The 17,799-nt window shown below is 59.4% G+C and carries 18 protein-coding genes; 11 read left to right on the top strand and 7 right to left on the bottom strand.

Annotation, left to right across the window (positions count from 1 at the left end):
- Positions 1 to 60: 60 nt before the first annotated feature.
- Both CS390_RS19995 and CS390_RS19990 read left to right on the top strand, forming a co-directional pair.
- The gene (locus CS390_RS19995) at positions 61 to 693 is read left to right on the top strand and encodes a glutathione S-transferase family protein (RefSeq protein ID WP_099775714.1); all 633 of its coding nucleotides are present in this window, start codon (positions 61 to 63) and stop codon (positions 691 to 693) included.
- Complete coding sequence (locus CS390_RS19990; RefSeq protein WP_099775713.1) at positions 690 to 1,634, top strand: Nudix family hydrolase; 945 nt, start codon at positions 690 to 692, stop codon at positions 1,632 to 1,634. Before CS390_RS19995 ends, CS390_RS19990 begins: the two co-directional genes overlap by 4 nt.
- A gap of 38 nt (positions 1,635 to 1,672) precedes the next feature.
- On the opposite strand, the gene CS390_RS19985 is transcribed toward CS390_RS19990, so the two are convergent.
- From CS390_RS19985 to CS390_RS19975, 3 genes are read right to left on the bottom strand one after another with little or no spacing between them, the layout of a single operon-like run.
- Positions 1,673 to 2,236, bottom strand: a complete 564-nt coding sequence (locus tag CS390_RS19985; RefSeq protein WP_099775712.1) for a cob(I)yrinic acid a,c-diamide adenosyltransferase — start codon at positions 2,234 to 2,236, stop codon at positions 1,673 to 1,675.
- A gap of 2 nt (positions 2,237 to 2,238) precedes the next feature.
- Positions 2,239 to 4,263 (bottom strand): ATP-binding protein, encoded by a 2,025-nt coding sequence (locus CS390_RS19980; RefSeq protein WP_099775711.1) that lies wholly within the window; start codon positions 4,261 to 4,263, stop codon positions 2,239 to 2,241.
- 51 nt (positions 4,264 to 4,314) lie between these two features.
- Complete coding sequence (locus tag CS390_RS19975; protein ID WP_099776773.1) at positions 4,315 to 5,232, bottom strand: putative 2-dehydropantoate 2-reductase; 918 nt, start codon at positions 5,230 to 5,232, stop codon at positions 4,315 to 4,317.
- Positions 5,233 to 5,345: 113 nt separating this feature from the next.
- Here CS390_RS19975 and CS390_RS19970 point away from each other — a divergent pair, with 113 nt between their 5' ends.
- The 3 genes from CS390_RS19970 to CS390_RS19960 all read left to right on the top strand — a co-directional run bounded on the left by CS390_RS19970 (position 5,346) and on the right by CS390_RS19960 (position 8,154).
- The gene (locus CS390_RS19970; RefSeq protein ID WP_065758929.1) at positions 5,346 to 5,831 is read left to right on the top strand and encodes a YajQ family cyclic di-GMP-binding protein; all 486 of its coding nucleotides are present in this window, start codon (positions 5,346 to 5,348) and stop codon (positions 5,829 to 5,831) included.
- 112 nt (positions 5,832 to 5,943) lie between these two features.
- Positions 5,944 to 6,783 carry a mechanosensitive ion channel family protein gene (locus CS390_RS19965; protein ID WP_099775710.1) on the top strand — a complete coding sequence of 280 codons (840 nt, stop codon included), beginning with the start codon at positions 5,944 to 5,946 and terminating at the stop codon, positions 6,781 to 6,783.
- 132 nt (positions 6,784 to 6,915) lie between these two features.
- Complete coding sequence (locus CS390_RS19960) at positions 6,916 to 8,154, top strand: MdfA family multidrug efflux MFS transporter (RefSeq protein ID WP_099776772.1); 1,239 nt, start codon at positions 6,916 to 6,918, stop codon at positions 8,152 to 8,154.
- On the opposite strand, the gene CS390_RS19955 is transcribed toward CS390_RS19960, so the two are convergent.
- The 3 genes from CS390_RS19955 to CS390_RS19945 all read right to left on the bottom strand — a co-directional run bounded on the left by CS390_RS19955 (position 8,151) and on the right by CS390_RS19945 (position 10,977).
- The gene (locus CS390_RS19955) at positions 8,151 to 9,707 is read right to left on the bottom strand and encodes an AmpG family muropeptide MFS transporter (RefSeq protein WP_065758931.1); all 1,557 of its coding nucleotides are present in this window, start codon (positions 9,705 to 9,707) and stop codon (positions 8,151 to 8,153) included. The two genes, CS390_RS19960 and CS390_RS19955, sit on opposite strands and share 4 nt — an antisense overlap.
- A gap of 43 nt (positions 9,708 to 9,750) precedes the next feature.
- Positions 9,751 to 10,104 carry an MGMT family protein gene (locus CS390_RS19950; protein ID WP_099775709.1) on the bottom strand — a complete coding sequence of 118 codons (354 nt, stop codon included), beginning with the start codon at positions 10,102 to 10,104 and terminating at the stop codon, positions 9,751 to 9,753.
- Positions 10,105 to 10,218: 114 nt separating this feature from the next.
- On the bottom strand, positions 10,219 to 10,977 hold the full coding sequence (locus CS390_RS19945) for an SDR family oxidoreductase (protein ID WP_099775708.1): 759 nt from the start codon (positions 10,975 to 10,977) through the stop codon (positions 10,219 to 10,221).
- Positions 10,978 to 11,053: 76 nt separating this feature from the next.
- On the opposite strand from CS390_RS19945, the gene CS390_RS19940 reads away from it, so the two are divergent.
- The 4 genes from CS390_RS19940 (at position 11,054) to groL (ending at position 14,576) form a co-directional block, all read left to right on the top strand.
- A complete protein-coding gene (locus CS390_RS19940; protein ID WP_065758934.1) occupies positions 11,054 to 11,785 on the top strand; it encodes a HugZ family protein in 732 nt (243 codons plus the stop codon).
- A 64-nt stretch (positions 11,786 to 11,849) separates the two neighbouring features.
- Complete coding sequence (locus CS390_RS19935; RefSeq protein WP_099775707.1) at positions 11,850 to 12,320, top strand: FxsA family protein; 471 nt, start codon at positions 11,850 to 11,852, stop codon at positions 12,318 to 12,320.
- Between the two features lie 263 nt (positions 12,321 to 12,583).
- Positions 12,584 to 12,877, top strand: coding sequence for a co-chaperone GroES (locus CS390_RS19930; RefSeq protein ID WP_065758936.1), 294 nt, complete (start codon positions 12,584 to 12,586; stop codon positions 12,875 to 12,877).
- 49 nt (positions 12,878 to 12,926) lie between these two features.
- Entirely contained in the window at positions 12,927 to 14,576 is a 1,650-nt protein-coding gene (gene groL / locus CS390_RS19925; protein ID WP_065758937.1) for a chaperonin GroEL, read from the top strand.
- A gap of 168 nt (positions 14,577 to 14,744) precedes the next feature.
- Here the strand turns inward: groL and CS390_RS19920 are convergent, their stop codons facing one another.
- Positions 14,745 to 15,488 carry a phosphatase PAP2 family protein gene (locus CS390_RS19920; RefSeq protein WP_099775706.1) on the bottom strand — a complete coding sequence of 248 codons (744 nt, stop codon included), beginning with the start codon at positions 15,486 to 15,488 and terminating at the stop codon, positions 14,745 to 14,747.
- 226 nt (positions 15,489 to 15,714) lie between these two features.
- On the opposite strand from CS390_RS19920, the gene colR reads away from it, so the two are divergent.
- Both colR and CS390_RS19910 read left to right on the top strand, forming a co-directional pair.
- A complete protein-coding gene (colR, locus tag CS390_RS19915; protein WP_065758939.1) occupies positions 15,715 to 16,398 on the top strand; it encodes a two-component system response regulator ColR in 684 nt (227 codons plus the stop codon).
- Positions 16,388 to 17,698, top strand: coding sequence for a HAMP domain-containing sensor histidine kinase (locus CS390_RS19910; RefSeq protein WP_099775705.1), 1,311 nt, complete (start codon positions 16,388 to 16,390; stop codon positions 17,696 to 17,698). The genes colR and CS390_RS19910 overlap by 11 nt, the downstream gene beginning before the upstream one ends.
- The last annotated feature ends 101 nt before the right edge of the window (positions 17,699 to 17,799 follow it).

Here is a 17,799-nt window from a genome sequence, read left to right as displayed (position 1 = left end):
GCGAGCCAGCCTGGTCGGCGACAGCGGCGGTACATTCTCCAAACCTTCTGGAGCCGAACCATGAGCTACCACCTGATCATCGGCGACAAGCTTTACTCCTCCTGGTCACTGCGCGCCGCCCTGGCGCTGGAACTGACCGGAGCGTCCTACACCGAGCAACTCGTCAAACTCAATCAACCTGATACCCGCGCCCGCTTGCTCGAGCATTCGCCGACCGGCAAGGTGCCGTTGCTCAAGTCCGAGCATGGCACCATCGCCGATTCCCTGGCGATTGCCGAGTACCTGGCCGAGCGTCATCCGGACGCCCATCTGTGGCCGACCGACGTCGCTGCCCGTGCTCAGGCCCGCTCTGCCTGTGCGCAGATGCACAGCGGTTTCTTTGCCCTGCGTGGCACCATGCCATTCGACCTGAGCCGTGACCAGGCGTTGGACGTAACCCCGGCGGACGTCCAGGCGGATATCGACCGTATCGTTGCCTTGTGGGCCGAGTGCCGTACTGCCGCAACCGCCAGCGGCTCGTTCCTGTTTGGCACGCCTAGCCTGGCCGACGCGTTTTTTGCGCCAGTGGCGGTTCGCCTGCGCACTTACCGGGTTGAACTGCCGGTTGAAGCGCTCAACTACATCGAAGCGATTTACCAGTGGCCCGCTTTCCAGGCCTGGCAGAAAGCGGGATTGGCGGAGTGTGGACGGTGAAACGTATTCATGTAGCTGCCGCCGTGATTCGCGGTACCGATGGCCGGGTGCTGATTGCTCGGCGTGCCGACAGTCAGCATCAGGGCGGCCTTTGGGAGTTTCCGGGCGGCAAGGTCGAGGAGGGCGAAGCCGTACAGGCTGCGTTGGCCCGTGAGCTTCAGGAAGAGCTGGGTATTGCCGTCAGTGCGGCGCGGCCATTGATCAAGGTCAAGCATGACTACCCGGACAAACAGGTGCTGCTGGATGTGTGGGAGGTGTCCGCGTTTACCGGTGAGCCCCACGGTGCCGAGGGCCAGCCGTTGGCCTGGGTGGCGCCACGCGAGTTGGCGCAGTACGACTTCCCTGAAGCCAACCGGCCGATTGTGGCGGCTGCGCGTTTGCCCGGTGAGTACCTGATTACCCCGGACGGCCTGGAAACGTCCCAGTTGCTGCGCGGTATGCAGAAGGCCATTGCTGGCGGCGTGAAGCTGCTGCAATTGCGTGCGCCGAACATGTATGACCCGCAGTACCGCGACCTCGCCGTGGATGCTGTCGGCCTCTGTGCTGGCAAGGCACAGTTGATGCTCAAGGGGCCGTTGGAGTGGTTGGGCGACTTCCCGGCGGCCGGTTGGCACCTGACTGCGACACAATTGCGCAAGTACGCCAGCAAGGGGCGTCCGTTCCCGCAGAACCGTTGGCTGGCAGCGTCCTGCCATAACGCCGAAGAGTTGGCGTTGGCTGAGCAGATGGGGGTTGATTTTGTCACCCTCTCGCCGGTGCAGGCGACGCAGAGCCATCCGGATACCGCGCCATTAGGCTGGGAGCAGGCCTCGCAGTTGATCGAGGGCTTCAATCGTCCGGTGTTCCTGCTCGGTGGCGTTGGCGATGCAGAGCGTGAGCGGGCCTGGCAGAGCGGTGCGCAGGGTGTTGCCGGGATTCGGGCCTTCTGGCCCGAGATGTAACCACTGCGAATCGTGCTTGATGGGCGCTGACTGGCGCCTCAGGGTTTGGCTGCAGGCTGCCACAGCACCTCGGCCACGCCCTGGCGCCGCCCAATCAGTCGTGCCGCCACGAACAGTAGGTCGGACAACCGGTTGATGTAGGCCAAACCAACACCAGTCAATGGCTCAATGGCGTTCAGCGCTTGGCAGCGTCGTTCGGCACTGCGGGCCAGGCTGCGGCAGACATGGGCCTGGGCGACCAGGGCTGAGCCTCCGGGCAGAATGAAATTCTCCAGCGGTCCCAGTTCATCGTTCCAGCGATCGATCACCTGCTCCAGTGATTCCACTTGCGCGTCATTCAAGGCTTGATAACTGGGCATCGCCAGCTCGCCTCCCAGATCGAACAGTCGATGCTGACAAGGTGAAAGCACTTCGATCAGTTCTGTCAGGGCAGGGTCCGTCGCAAGGCCTGCCAGCAGCACGCCAAGCTGGCTGTTGAGCGTATCTACTTCGCCAATGGCTTCAATGCGTGGGTGATCCTTCGGTACTCGGCGGCCATCGCCCAAGCCCGTTTCACCCTTGTCGCCCGTGCGGGTGTAGATCTTCGACAAACGAAAACCCATGTTCAAGACTCCGTCTTTTGGTTCGGTGTGGGGGTTGCCAGGGGCAGGCGCAAGGTGAAGCAGGTGCCTTGACCGGGTGCTGACTGCACCTCCATCTGGCCTTTGTGGTTATTGGTGATGATGAAGTAGGAGACGGACAGCCCCAGCCCGGTGCCCTGGCCAATCTCCTTGGTGGTGAAGAACGGCTCGAAGGTCCGCTTGCGGACGGCTTCCGTCATGCCGACACCGTTGTCTTCGACCTGGATCTCGGCCCATGGCGGATTCAGTCGCGTGCGCAGGATGATGCGACCGGGCTCGCTATCATCCTGGCGCTGGTGAATGGCCTGAGCCGCGTTTTTAAGCAGGTTCAGCAGCACCTGTTCAAGCTCGTTCGCCGTACAGGGTACCGGCCCCAGTTCAGGGTCGAACTGGCGGACAATGGCTTGGCCTTTGAAGTCGAAACCGATGGTCAGGTCGAAGTCGTTGCTGGCGATTTCTACCGCCTGGTCGATCAAGGCTGGCAGGTCGCAAGGCACCAGCTGGCGATTGCTGCGGCGGCTGAAGCTGAGCATATGGGTGACGATCTTGGCCGCTCGGGTGCCGGCCTGCTGGATGCCATCGAGCAGTTGCGGCACTTCGCGCAGTTGCAGGTAATGGTTGACGACGCTCAGGTCGATGCCTGCTTCACTGGCTTGCTCGATGTTCTTCGGCAAGTCAGGCGACAGCCGCCGCCGGATGTTCTGGACGTTGTGCAGAATCGCCCCGAGTGGGTTGTTGATTTCATGCGCCATGCCCGCTGCCAGGCCGCCGACCGAGAGCATTTTTTCCGATTGCACCATCATTTCCTCCAGCGACAGGCGCTGGGTGATGTCGTCGATACGGATCACCACGCCACGTCCGCCACCGCCCATGAGTGGGTAAAAAGTCAGGGCATAGTGGCGAGGTTCGTCGTCCTTGGTCCAGGTGACGCGTTCGATTTTCGCTACTCGGTGCTTCTCGACGCTTTCCTTGAGTTGCGGCAGGAAGGGGCGTAATGGCTCGAAGGCGAGGAAAATCGGCTGGTTCAGCGCCTCGTCCAGCGGTGTGCCGGAGAGGGCGGTGGCTTCCTGGTTCCACTGGGTGACGTAGAGCTGCTCGTCGAGTGCGATCAGGGCCGAGGGCATCGAGTCGATAATGCTGTTGAGGTAGTTCTGAAAACCGGTGAGTTTTTTCTCGATCTTGCTGCGTACCTGGACTTCCAGTTCAAGCTTGCGGTTGGTATGGCGTGTCTCCTCGGCCAGGCCCTGAGCCTGGTCGAAGGCATCCTGGAATTCGTCGCGAGCGCGCTTGAGCTGCTGTTCGCGTGCTTCGATGCGCGAAAGCATCGTGTTGAAGGCTTCTGCGAGGCTGCCGATTTCGTCGCGGTTACCCGGCTGGGCGCGCAGGGCATAGTTCTCTTCACGGGTCACCTGGCGCGTGAGCTGTTCAAGCCGGTCGATCGGCTCGGTAATCAGGCGCTTGATCTGCCGGGCGATGATCATCCATAGCAGCACACTGAACACCAGAATCCCCAGGCTGGCGGTCAGCGTGCCGGTGTAGAAGGCCATCGGCAGTTCGCTACTGGCCACCAGCAGCAAGTGGCTGGGCGGTGAACCAGGGCGTGGCAGCGGGATCAGTTGGGTGTTGCGAAATTCGGTGAGCCGCCAGGTTTCGATGTTGCGATAGCGTTTGGGCAGGTCGAGTAATTCGCCGTGCTGCAATTGCGCGAGACGCTTGCCATCGCTGCCATACAGGGCGGCAGCGCGCAGTGGCGAATAGCTGTCCAGCTCCCTGAGCAGCCGGTCGGCGGCTTCCGGTGAGTCGCTAGCCTGTTGCGCCAGTTGAGGGTTGGATACCAGTCGACCGATGGTCTGCAACGCCTGGGGCGCCATGCTCTCTTGAGAGATCCAATAGGCAGCACTGATGAAGGTCAGGTTGGCGACCAACATCACGGTAATCAGCAGCACCAGCAGGGCAGCTAGTAGCTTTTGCCCAACGGGCAGGTTTTCCAGGCGTTCGCGCAATGGCATGGTTGAGGCGTGATCCTGGTGGGGGTTTAGGCGGCCAGAGTACCGCCCGAGTCAGTCGCTGGGCAATCCATGCGCATTCAGGTACTCGACCAGGCGCCGGTGGAGCCGTTCCAGATGCGGCAATTCGCAGCCATGACGGGCGGCAATGCGGCAGGCATGGCCGAGCAGGTAGTGGATCTCTGTGCGGCGGCCCTGACGGACGTCCTGGTACATCGATGAGTAGTTGGCGGCGGTGGCCTGAATCACTCGCTCCACCTCCTCGGCGAGGCCATCGGCGGCCTGTGGTTGACCACAGCGGCGCAACAGCTCGGCGAGCTCCAAGCACAGGGTCGCCACTTCGCAGTGGTGTTCGCTCAGGCCGCCATTGCGGCACTCATGCAACACCGTCAGTGGGTTGATGGCGCAGTTCAAGGCCAGTTTGCGCCAGAGGCGGGTAAGGATGTCGGGTGTCCACTGGTGTGGTATCCCGGCGTCTTCCAGTTCATCGAGCCAGTCGGGCGTGCTGGGCCTGGCGGGATCGCCCAGCCAGTTGAAGCCGTGGCCGGCAAACACCACCTGCCAGTCCGCCTGACGAAAGGCGCCTTCCGTGCTGGAGGCGAAGATACAACGTGCGTGGGGCACCAGGGCGGCAACCTCGTCCTGGCTGCCCAGGCCGTTCTGCAGCAGGATCAGCTCGGCATTGGGGGCCAAGCGGGGCAGCAGGGGGGCAACCGCCTTGTGTGCGTCGTAGGCTTTGCAGGCCACCAGCAGACGGTGGATAGGCCCTGCGCCCGTCGCTGTCTGTGCGGGAATGGCATGAGTGTGCGCCTGATCCTGTTCGATCAGCGTCAGGCCGCCCGCGGCCTCATAGGCAGCCACACGCTCATCGTCCCGCAAGATCAGGCGTACTGCTTTGCCTGCACGAGCCAGACGACAGGCCCAAAGGCTGCCCAGACTGCCGGCGCCGAGAATATGCCAGGTGCTGCTCATCCGCGTTTCGCAACCGTTATAATGAGCGAGCATTTTAACCGTCAAACCCGGCGCGCTCCATCGTGCTCTTTCATCAGGGCAGGTAGCGTGTCTTTTATTTTTGGAGAAAGGATATGCCGTCGTTCGACGTGGTATCGGAACTGGACAAACACGAAGTCACCAACGCGGTAGACAACGCGATCAAGGAACTGGACCGGCGCTACGACCTGAAAGGCAAAGGCAGCTTCGAGTTCAAGGAAAAGGAGCTGACTGTCAACCTGACAGCCGAAGCCGAATTCCAGCTTGAGCAGATGATTGAAATCCTCAGGTTGTCGCTGATCAAACGCAAGATCGACGCCCAATGCCTGGAGATCAAGGATGCTTACCCGTCCGGTAAGGTCATGAAACAGGAAGCCGTCCTCAAGGAAGGTATCGACAAAGAGCTGGCGAAGAAGATCGTTGCCCACATCAAGGAGGCCAAACTCAAGGTTCAGGCCGCCATCCAGGGTGAGCAGGTACGGGTAACCGGCAAGAAGCGCGACGATTTGCAAGAGGCCATCGCCGCCTTGCGTGCCAAGGAATTCGGCATGCCATTGCAGTTCAACAATTTCCGCGACTGAGCACCCTGCGTCAGGAACCTCGGCGCCGTTCTGGCGTCCGAGCTTCTCTAGGCCGTTGATACGATTGCGGTGGGATATTTACGCTTTTGCCATTTGGCATCAGGAGAGCACTATGGATTTGAACGCTGAAGTCGATCAACTGGTCAAGACCTCACAAAGCTGGATTCCATTGATCATGGAGTACGGCAGCCGTTTTCTGTTGGCGCTGCTGACGTTGTCCATTGGTTGGTGGCTGATCAACAAGGTGACATTCCGTCTGGGCAAGTTGCTGGCTTTGCGTAATGCCGACCTTGCACTGCAGGGGTTCATCAGTAGCCTGGCCAACATCGCCCTCAAAGTGCTGTTGATGGTCAGCGTCGCTTCGATGATCGGCGTAGAAACCACGTCCTTCGTTGCCGCCATTGGTGCCGCAGGCCTTGCCATTGGCTTGGCATTACAGGGCAGCCTGGCGAACTTTGCCGGTGGCGTGCTGATTTTGCTGTTCCGTCCGTTTCGCATTGGTGATGTGATCGAAGCGCAAGGGGTCAGCGGAACGGTGGATAGCATCCAGATCTTCCACACGGTGCTGCGTACGGGTGACAACAAGACCGTGATCATGCCCAACGGCAGCCTGTCCAACGGCATTATCACCAACCACAACCGTCAGCCGACCCGTAAGGTCGTGTTTGATGTTGGTGTCGACTACGATGCCGACTTGCAGGCTGCGCGTCGCGTGTTGCTTGAGCTGGCCAATGATCCACGGGTTCACAAGGATCCGGCGCCACAAGCCGTCGTGTCGACCCTGGGCGACAGTTCGATCACCATTTCCCTGCGTGCCTGGGTCAATACCGGTGACTACTGGGATGTGTTGTTCATGCTCAACGAGCATGCCCGTGATCGCCTGCGTGCCGAGGGGATCGACATTCCCTTTCCGCAGCGCGTGATTCGCGTGGTCCAGGAAGCGACTGCCTAAAACGTTGCCTCCCTAGGCACCCGCCTTGCCGATAGCATCGTCGGCAAGGCGGGTGCCTGGAATGTCCTATCGCGAGCGTGACTTTTCTGGCATACAGGCTGGCCAAATGTCGTTTGGCCTGGCGTTCCCATGTTGACCCCGCTGCTGCAAATCACCCCGCTGCGTGCATTCTGCTTCGCACTGACCTTGGCGTTCTTCGAGCTGCTGACCTATGTCGCCAGTGATGTGGTAATGCCTGCCATGCCTACGGTGGTGAATGACCTGCAGGCGAGCGCAGATTTCATCCCCCATGCCCTGAACCTCTATCTGCTTGGCGGCGTACTGCTGCAATGGCTGATCGGGCCGTTGGCGGACCGTTATGGTCGGCGCCCGCTGCTGCTCGGTGGCTGCGTGTTTTTCAGCTTGATGTGCCTGCTCACCCATTGGGTGGATGGGATTGAGCTGTTCAACCTGCTGCGATTGTTGCAGGGGATTGGTCTGGGCTTTGTGGTGACGGTGAGTTATCCCGCTCTGAACGAAGCCTTCAGCGAGGCGGATGCGGTACGGATGATGGCCCTGCTCGCGAATATCGCCTTGCTATCCCCCTTGCTGGGGCCTTTGCTCGGCACGCTGTTGCTGGAGTGGATGTCCTGGCGTTGGATTTTTGTACTGATCGGCGCCGGTGGCATGCTTGCCTGGTTGGCGCTGTATCGCTTCATGCCTGAAACACTCGGTGTTGAGCGGCGTGACGGCAGCAGGCTGGCGTTTCAGCCGATTCATCTGCTGCCCTTGTTGGCCGGTTATCGGCAGTTGTTGCTCAACCGTTACTTCGTCGCGGGCAGCATGGCGCTTGGTTTGATCGGGTTGCCGTTGATCGCCTGGATCGGGCTGTCACCGGTACTGCTCATTCACGGCCAGGGCTTGAGTACGCTGGACTACGCACTGTGGCAACTGCCGGTGTTTGGCGGCCTGATTGCCGGAAACCTGATCATTAACCGGATTGCCGAGCGCTATACACTGCTGGCCCTCGTGCGCCGTGGGCTGTGGCCGCTGGTGGGTGGTTTGCTGGCAATGATGGTTGTTGCCTGGTTGTACCCGTCGGTGATCGGTGTGGTTGCAGGGCTATCGGTATACGCGCTTGGCCTTGGAGTCTGTAATGCCGTGTTGTACCGCATCACGCTGTTTGCCAGCGAGCAAAGCAAAGGCCTGGTGTCGGCGATGCTGGGCATGATCACCATTGCTTTGCTCGGCCTGGGAGGCTCCTTGCTGGCAATACTGGGCGCGGGTGAGGGCTTGCTGACGTTCGCTTGGGTCGCGGGTGTCGCCGGCCTGCTGGCGCTCTGGCCGTTGCGTACGGTGCTGAGCGCTGGCGAGCCGGTTGTCTCGGATTAAGGGCGTTCGCCCACCGAGTTCTGTGGCTGATCCTGAGGTTCAGGCTTTCCACGGCGGGCTTCTTGATGCCAGTGCAGGGCAATCAGGATAAGCGTGGGTACACCCAGCAGTGCCGTAATCAGGAAGAAGTCGTGGTAGCCGAACTTTTCCACCATGACGCCTGAGTATCCACCGATCAGCCTTGGCAGCAACAGCATGATGGAACTGAGCAGGGCATACTGGGTGGCCGAGAACTTGAGGTTGGTCAGGCTCGACAGGTAGGCGACAAACGCCGAAGTCGCCATGCCAGAGCTGAAGTTATCCAGCGAGATGGTGACGATCAGCATGTTCAGGTTGGGGCCCATGTCTGCCAGCATCAGGAACAGGATGTTGGTGCTGGCCGAGGCTGCGCCACCGATGAACAGGATCGGCAGGATGCCGAAACGGACGATCAGCAGCCCGCCTAGGCCGGCGCCCACCAAGGTCATGATCAACCCGAAGATTTTGCTGATGCTGGCGATCTGATCCTTGGTGAAGCCTTGATCGATGTAGAACACGTTGGCCATCACGCCCATCACTGTATCGGACATCCGGTAGGTTGCGATCAGCCCAAGCAGCAACAAGGCCTGCCAGCGGTAGCGCGTAATGAAGTCGTTGACCGGGGTCAGCACCGGGGCCAGGCCACGCCGGCCCATTGAGGACAGGCACAACGCTGTGAGCGTGATGTACAGAATCGCGCGAAGGAACGCGCGGTCTTCCAGCAGCAGGTCAAGCAGGCTCACGCCCTCGAACAGCACACTTGCAAAGTCGGTGTAGTACAACTGGGTAAACGTTGCCGGTACCGACACGAGCAGTACGATCAGCACGAACACGGATACCAGTTGGTGGGCAAAGCCATAGCGCGCCGCCGACAACTGAGTGCGCAGTGGTACAGGCGGTTCGCGCATCAACAGGCTGGTAACCAGTGCCGGCACCATCATTACACCGAACAGCACATAGGTACCGGTCCAGGCTTTGTGGAGGTAGTTGAAACCGGTGGAGCCGAAACCTTCAGCGAAAAACAGGGCGCCCGCGGTAGCCAGCAGGGCCGCGACGCGGTAGCCAGCCATATAGCTGGCTGCCAGGGCTGCCTGGCGCTGATCGTCGGCGATCTCCAGGCGATAGGCATCAACGGCAATATCCTGTGTTGCCGAGGCAAACGCGACAAGTACGGCCAGTGCAATCAGCCAGGACAAGTGTTTTTGGGGGTCGCAGAACCCCATCCCGATGAGGCCCACCACGACCAGCACCTGCGATAACACGAGCCAGGAGCGGCGTCGACCGAGCTTGCCCAGCAGTGGCAGGCGCCACTGGTCGAGCAGTGGCGACCACACCCATTTAAAGGCGTACGCCAAGCCTATCAGGCTGGCATAGCCAATCGTCTCGCGGGCCACACCGGCCTCGCGCAGCCACACGGACAGGGTTGAGAACACCAACATGTACGGCAGGCCGGCGGCAAAGCCGAGCAGCAACAGCACCAGCGTTGACGGGCTGGCATAGGCAGCGAGCGCATCGCGCCAGGTTTTACGGGGCATGGGCCAACATCTGCCTCAAGTTTACGAAAACAAAGCGCGCACTCTAACCGCTGTGCTCCATTGGACGCCAGCCATGGCACGACATATCCACACGATTATTCTGGACGGTGACCCCTTCTGCACGCAGCCTGGCACGTTGTTCATCACCTGAAGGTGTGCCCTGCGCAAGGCTCAGGCGGCCACCGGCAGCAATCACACGGTGCCAGGGAAGCTGTGTCGAATCAGGCAGTTGCCCGAGGGTACGCCCGACCCAGCGCGCAGCACGCCCCAGCCCGGCCATTTCGGCCAATTGACCATAGCTGACGACTTTGCCTGCAGGTACCTGGTTCAGTACCACATAGAGTGCCGTTCGTCTGGCTTCAGGCGTTTGCCTTGGATCACCGGGCACGGCGTTCACTGTTGTGCACTCTGCGCGACAGCCTGTCGGGTCGCAGTGAGCCGGGAAACAGCAATTGAACACATTGGCATGGTTTGGCTCCGTCCTCGCCCGGGGCGTATCTGGATAACGCTTTTACAGGCGCAAACCACCGTCCAGTTCCAGAATGCGCCCGCTGAAGTAATCGTTTTCAAGAATGTAGGCGGCCGAATGGGCAATTTCTGCTGGCGTGCCCATGCGCTTGAGCGGAATGCCAGCCGTCATTTTCTCCAGCGCCTCGGGCTTCATGCTCGCGGTCATCTCGGTTTCGATGAACCCGGGGGCAATGCCGGCCACGCGGATACCATAGCGGGCCAGCTCTTTTGCCCAGGTAACCGTGGCGGCCGCGACGCCTGCCTTGGCGGCCGAGTAGTTGGTCTGGCCCAGGTTCCCCGCGCGGGAAATCGAGGAAATGTTGATGATTGCGCCCTGGTTCTTCAGTTCGATCATTTTTGCTGCCACTTCACGGGTGCAGAGGAACACCCCCGTGAGGTTGACGTCGATCACGGACTGCCATTGGGCCAGGCTCATTTTGCTCAGTTGGCCATCCTTGACCTTCACCAGCAGACCGTCACGCAGGATGCCCGCGTTGTTGATCAGGCCGTGAATGGCTCCGAAATCCGCCGCCACCTGCTCAACCATCTGGACGACCTGGTCTTCGTCAGCGACATTGCACAGGTAGTGGCGTGCTTCGACACCCAGCGCCTTGCACGCCGCGACGGTGTGCTGGAGTTTTTCTTCGTTGAGGTCGACGAGCGCCAGGCGTGCCCCTTTACCCGCCAGGTACTCGGCCATTGAACGGCCCAAACCCTGGCAGCCGCCGGTGATAATGATTACTTTGTCAGTCAACTGCATAAGGATGCTCCACGGGCAGGTTTGGGGCGGGCGAACACATTTTATTTATGACGAATTCTAGTCTGGGGGTCACAACGTGAGCGCTAAAGCGACGAAGCATGCACGAGAACTGCTGCTCAAGGAATACCGGGGCGTCCTGTCGACCCACTCCAAGTCGATGCCGGGCTTTCCGTTTGGTTCGGTGGTGCCCTATTGCCTGGATGCCGAAGGTCATCCGCTGATCCTCATCAGCCGTATCGCTCAGCACACTCATAACCTGCAGCGTGATCCGAAATGTTCGTTGCTGGTCGGCGAGCGGGGCGCTGAAGACGTCCAGGCGGTGGGCCGTCTGACGCTGCTAGCCGAGGCCCGGCAGCTTGAGGACGCCGACGCCATTGAAGCGGCAGCCGAACGTTATTACCGTTATTTTCCGGAGTCGCGTAATTACCACCGCGCGCATGATTTCGATTTCTGGGTGCTCAAACCCGTGCGTTATCGCTATATCGGCGGCTTTGGCGCAATTCACTGGCTGGACCACGTTGCCCTTGCCAACCCGTTTGCCGGGAAGGTTGAGGCCAGTATGGTCGAGCACATGAATAGCGATCATGCCAAGGCGATTGCTCACTATGTGGCCTTGAGCGGCTTGCCGCAGACCGTGCCTGCGCAGATGGCCGGTATCGACAGCGAAGGCATGCACTTGCGAATTGGCCATGGCCTCTACTGGCTGGCGTTTGGTGAGCCTTGCAACACGCCGACACAAGTACGCGAAGCCTTGGTTTTTCTGGCCCACGCCGACGATTGGCCGAGTAACGAGCCGGTTGAGGCTTGAAATTGCAATGGACTGCAACCATTAACCGGGTATTGGAAGGTCGTCTTCCGTCGAGGAACCCTTGATGCGTGCTTTTCTACTGCTGTTTCTGCTTTTTCCGGTGCTCGAGCTCTATGTGTTTTTCAAGGTCAGCACAGCCATTGGTTTTTTTCCGGCGTTGCTGCTGATCATTGCCTCTTCTGCACTGGGTGTGCTGGTCATGCGGGTGGCTGGTCTGGCTACCGCGCTGCGCGCCCGTGAAAGCCTGCAGCGTGGCGAACTGCCTGCTGAGGAGATGTTCCAGGGGTTGTTGCTGGCCGTCGGTGGCGGTCTGCTCCTGGTGCCTGGTTTCATTACTGACGTGCTGGGCCTGATCTGCCTGCTGCCGTTCACCCGACGCCTGATCGGTCGACGTTTGCGTGAGCGTGCCGAGGCGCAGGCCATGCGCCAGCGGGCGTTTTCAGATGACCCGTTTGCAAGCCGTCCTGGTGCTCAGGGCGGTACGCCGCGGCAGCCGAATGTGATCGAAGGCGAGTACGAGCATCGCGACTCTTGAACCCTGGCGATAACCTGACGGCCCCATACGGGGCCGTTTTTCATTCGCCCGCTCGACAAAAAAAATTTCATGTACAGCCTTGTAATCGCCTTGAGCGACCTCATGTATGGGTCACCGAAAGGTTTCTGGTTACAAACACCAGACAAGACATGCGTGGTTCGCTTGGCGAGCCACCAACGGTCGGGCCAACTTGGGCCACGCCGATAGCCTCAACCAGCCGGTTTAAACCGGCCGATGAAAACCACAATTAGGAGAGATCGACAATGAAGCTTCGTCCTCTGCATGACCGCGTCGTCATCCGTCGCAGCGAAGAAGAATCGAAAACCGCTGGCGGTATCGTTCTGCCAGGTTCGGCTGCTGAAAAACCTAACCGTGGCGAAATTGTCGCTGTAGGTACCGGCCGCATCCTGGATAACGGTGAAGTACGTGCGCTGGCCGTGAAAGTGGGTGACAAGGTTGTTTTCGGCCCTTACTCCGGTAGCAACACTGTGAAAGTCGACGGCGAAGACCTGCTGGTGATGAGCGAGAACGAAATTCTCGCGGTCATCGAAGGTTAATCAACCGCTGGTTTCCCGTTACTTCAAAGTATTCAAGGATTAAACGATCATGGCTGCTAAAGACGTAAAATTCGGCGATTCCGCCCGTAAGAAAATGCTGGTTGGTGTCAACGTTCTGGCTGACGCGGTAAAAGCGACCCTGGGCCCGAAAGGCCGTAACGTAGTTCTGGCCAAGAGCTTCGGCGCACCGACCATCACCAAGGACGGCGTTTCTGTCGCCAAAGAAATCGAGCTGAAAGACGCGTTCGAAAACATGGGCGCTCAGCTGCTCAAGGACGTCGCTTCCAAGGCTAACGATGATGCCGGTGACGGCACCACCACCGCTACCGTTCTGGCTCAAGCCATCGTCAACGAAGGTCTGAAAGCCGTCGCTGCCGGCATGAACCCGATGGACCTGAAGCGCGGTATCGACAAGGCGACCATCGCCATCGTCAAAGAGCTGAAAGGCCTGTCCAAGCCATGCGCCGACTCCAAGGCCATTGCTCAGGTTGGTACTATCTCGGCCAACTCCGACAACTCCATCGGTGACATCATTGCCGAAGCCATGGAAAAAGTCGGTAAAGAAGGCGTCATCACTGTCGAAGAAGGCTCGGGCCTGGAAAACGAACTGTCGGTTGTTGAAGGCATGCAGTTCGACCGTGGCTACCTGTCCCCTTACTTCGTCAACAAGCCAGACACCATGGTTGCCGAGCTGGAAGGCCCGCTGCTGCTGCTGGTTGACAAAAAGATCTCCAACATCCGCGAACTGCTGCCAGTTCTGGAAGCCGTTGCCAAGTCCGGCCGTCCGCTGCTGATCGTGGCTGAAGACGTTGAAGGCGAAGCGCTGGCGACCCTGGTCGTCAACAACATGCGCGGTATCGTCAAGGTTGCTGCAGTCAAGGCACCTGGTTTCGGCGACCGTCGCAAGGCCATGCTGCAGGACATCGCTGTCCTGACCGGCGGTACTGTGATCTCCGAAGAAATCGGCCTGAGCCTGGAGTCCGCTACCCTGGAGCACCTGGGTAACGCCAAGCGTGTCACCCTGTCGAAAGAAAACACCACCATCATCGACGGTGCAGGTTCCGAAGCCGACATCGAAGCACGCGTCAAGCAGATCCGTGCCCAGATCGAAGAGACTTCCTCGGACTACGATCGTGAAAAACTGCAAGAGCGTCTGGCCAAACTGGCTGGCGGTGTTGCCGTGATCAAGGTCGGTGCTGGCACCGAAGTTGAAATGAAAGAGAAGAAAGCCCGCGTTGAAGACGCCCTGCACGCTACCCGTGCAGCCGTTGAAGAAGGCGTGGTGCCTGGCGGTGGTGTAGCACTGGTCCGCGCTCTGCAAGCCATTTCCGAACTGAAAGGCGACAACGCTGATCAGGATGTGGGTATTGCTCTGCTGCGTCGCGCTGTTGAAGCGCCGCTGCGCCAGATCACTGCTAACGCCGGCGACGAGCCAAGCGTTGTGGTTGACAAGGTCAAGCAAGGTTCGGGCAACTTCGGTTACAACGCTGCTACCGGTGAGTACGGCGACATGATCGAGATGGGCATCCTGGACCCAGCCAAGGTTACCCGTTCGGCTCTGCAAGCTGCAGCGTCCATCGGTGGTCTGATGATCACTACCGAAGCGATGGTTGCTGACGCTCCAGAAGACAAGCCAGCCGGTGGCATGCCTGATATGGGCGGCATGGGTGGCATGGGCGGTATGGGCGGCATGATGTAAGCCAGCCTTACCCGCTTCAAAATAAAACCCCTGGCCGAAAGGCCAGGGGTTTTTTGTTTTACGGGGATATCGCTGCCACAGGGCCTACCTGCGAAGGTAGCGGTAGGTCAGTGTGTTCGCTGCAGTTGGATCACACTGCTTGAACACATCCCCTGTAGGGTAATCCGCTTATCGGGTTTGGACTGTTGCCGGTGCAGGCACTTCAGCGGTGGCCGGTCTGCGGTACAGCACGGCGTAGTAGCAGCCCAGGCTGATCAACCAGCAGAACACGGCAGTCCAGACGTTGTGCGAGAAGAAGTGCGCGCCTTGCAGCATACGCCCGACTGAAAACACGGTACCCAGCCCAAAGGCAAACCACAGTGCTGCCCGTGCCATGCGTGGGCGTCGATCACGGAGCACGAAGAACAGTGCGAACAGGGTAAAACCAGTGGCCGCATGGCCGCCTGGCCAGCAGCGTCCGGGTTTGTCCGTTGCTGGGCGTGGGCTGAGCAGTTCGCTGTAGGTCTCTTTGCCGCCGAATTCCTGCAGGCTCCAAGGACACTGCACAGCGGTTACTGCCTTGAGCGGGGTTACAAAGCTGGTAGACACGGCCATTGCCATTACCAGGCAACCCAGTTCGCGGCGCCAGGGGTTGAGTTTCTTCAGCAGCAGGCTGGCGATAAACCCGACAATCGCTGCCAATCCCAAGACGATTACAACTTGTTTGGCCCGATCATGCAGGATGTCTTCAAGAAAGAAGCTGTGTCGTCCGATGAACTGGCCTGCCACAGGGTCATAGGCCCACTTGGCAATGTTCATGTCCAGGCTGGTCAGTTCCAGAAGGAGCAGGGCGGTGGCGACTAAAAGGGGAAGGCCGAGGTACAGCCAGGCGTTGATGGGGCGCGATGGTGGGCGGATGTGGGCTTCAGGCATGACAGGTCCTGGCAAACAAAATGGACAGTCCCGGTCGGCAAGCCCGAGCCGGGTATAGGCTTGACGTAGCGACCGGCGATTTTCTGTGGAGGGGGGTGCGTAGTCTGTGAATACTCGGTGAAAAAAACGTTAACCAGTGATAAATCTGTTCTGATCTGGCAGTACGTGAGCGATGGCCTTAAGCTGCGCCTGCCAAGCAGGCAAATGCAGTGAACGGGGGATACCCATGCGAATTCTATTGGTTGAAGACAACCGCGATATTCTGGCCAATCTGGCAGATTACCTTGGCCTCAAGGGCTACACGGTCGATTGTGCCCAGGACGGCCTCTCGGGTTTGCACCTGGCGGCGACCGAACACTATGACCTGATTGTGCTCGACATTATGTTACCCGGTATTGACGGCTACACGCTATGCAAGCGCTTGCGCGAGGATGCCCGGCGCGACACGCCGGTGATCATGCTCACCGCCCGTGACCAACTTGACGACCGTCTGCAGGGTTTTCGCTCGGGCGCCGACGATTACCTGCTCAAGCCATTTGCCCTGTCGGAGTTGGCCGCACGTATTGAGGCGGTGCTGCGTCGTGCTCAGGGTGGCGGACGCCGCAGCCTGCAAGTCGGTGATTTGAGTTATGACCTGGACACGCTTGAGGTCACGCGCCAAGGGCGCTTGCTCAAGTTGAACCCGGTCGGCCTGAAATTGCTTGCCGTTCTCATGCAAAAAAGCCCCCATGTGTTGCGCCGCGAAGTGCTTGAAGAGGCGCTCTGGGGGGATGACTGTCCTGACAGTGATAGCCTGCGTAGCCACGTTCATCAACTACGCCAGGTGATCGACAAGCCGTTCGACAAGCCATTGCTGCACACGGTACATGGTGTGGGGTACCGCATGGCCGAGGGCCGCGATGGAGTTTAAGCAAAGCCTGGCGCAGCGGATCATCATCGCCTTTGCCTTGATGAGCGCCTTTGTCGCGGGAGCGTTCGCTTTCGGTATTGTGGCGACAGTACATCTGGTCGAAGAGCGTTTGATCTCTGCCGTATTGGGTGGCGATCTGCAGCGGTTGTTGTTGATGGACAGCGTGAGTGACTGGAGCCACAGGCCGCGGCCAGATCAACTGTTCTACTTCAGCGGCGGGCGCGATGACTTTGCCTTGCCCAAGGATCTCAGGCACCTGGACCCGGGGTTTCATGAGGTCTTTCGTGATCAACTGTCGTATCACGCGATGGTCGAGATCGTAGATGGTCGTCGCTATGTCCTGTTGCAGGATCAAAGTGATTTCGAAGAGCGCGAGCGTGTGCTTTTTGCCGTCGTGGTGGTCGGCTTTGTGCTGAGCCTGGCGCTGGCGGTGTTCCTGGGCTGGGTGTTGGCGCGCAAGGTAATGGCACCGGTGATCCGTTTGGCTCGTCAGGTTCGTCACCGCGATCAATTGTTGGGCCTCGCACCGCCTCTGGCTCCGGATTATGCCGCGGATGAGGTCGGGCAACTGGCGGTGGCATTCGATGCCACCTTGGGCCGATTACGCGATGCATTGACCCGTGAGCGGCTGTTCACCAGCGATGTCAGTCATGAGTTGCGTACACCCTTGATGGTGCTGGCCACGTCCTGCGAATTGCTGCTGGAAAACACGAAGCTCGATGACCGCGCAAGGGCGCAGGTCGAACGCATCGCCAGGGCCAGCGAGGAAATGCGTGAGTTGGTCAAAACCTTCCTGATGTTGGCTCGGGCTCAGCGTGATGAGGGGGCCGTTGCCTCGCAGGCGACCCTGAAAGAAGTCGCTGATGACCTGCTGGGGGTGTGGCGCGACACCATTGAACAGAAAGGTCTGCAGTTGTACTACAGCGCAGGCGCTGCGGGATCGGTTCTCTACAATGCAACCTTTCTGCAGGCGGTGATGGGCAATCTTCTGCGTAATGCGGCGCATTACACTGAACGCGGTTTCATTCGCTTAACCTTGGAGCCCTCCGGGTTCATGGTTGAAGACAGTGGCGTGGGCATTCCTGAAGAGCAGCGTGAAGCCATGTTCCAGCCGTTTGTACGCGGTGGAGAAAAGCGTGGTGAGGGGCTGGGGTTGGGGTTGTCATTGGTACAGCGGATCTGTGATGACCAGTGCTGGATTGTCAGCCTCACGGCCATGACACCCAATGGCTGTCGCTTCCATGTCGATCTGAGCCATGGTCGAAGTCAATTGACTGATCGGGATGAGATCATCGGCTAACCCCGTCCTGAAACAGGATGAAGTTGGTGTGAACGTGTTTAACGTTTTTTTCACATCCGCATGACCTGACGCCAACGCCCACCTGAATAAGGTGGGCGCCA

It is taken from the genome of Pseudomonas sp. HLS-6 (assembly GCF_002753995.1).
GTDB lineage: Bacteria > Pseudomonadota > Gammaproteobacteria > Pseudomonadales > Pseudomonadaceae > Aquipseudomonas > Aquipseudomonas defluvii.
Note: the sequence above shows the minus strand (reverse complement) of the source record. Positions and strands in the feature narration are given on the sequence as shown.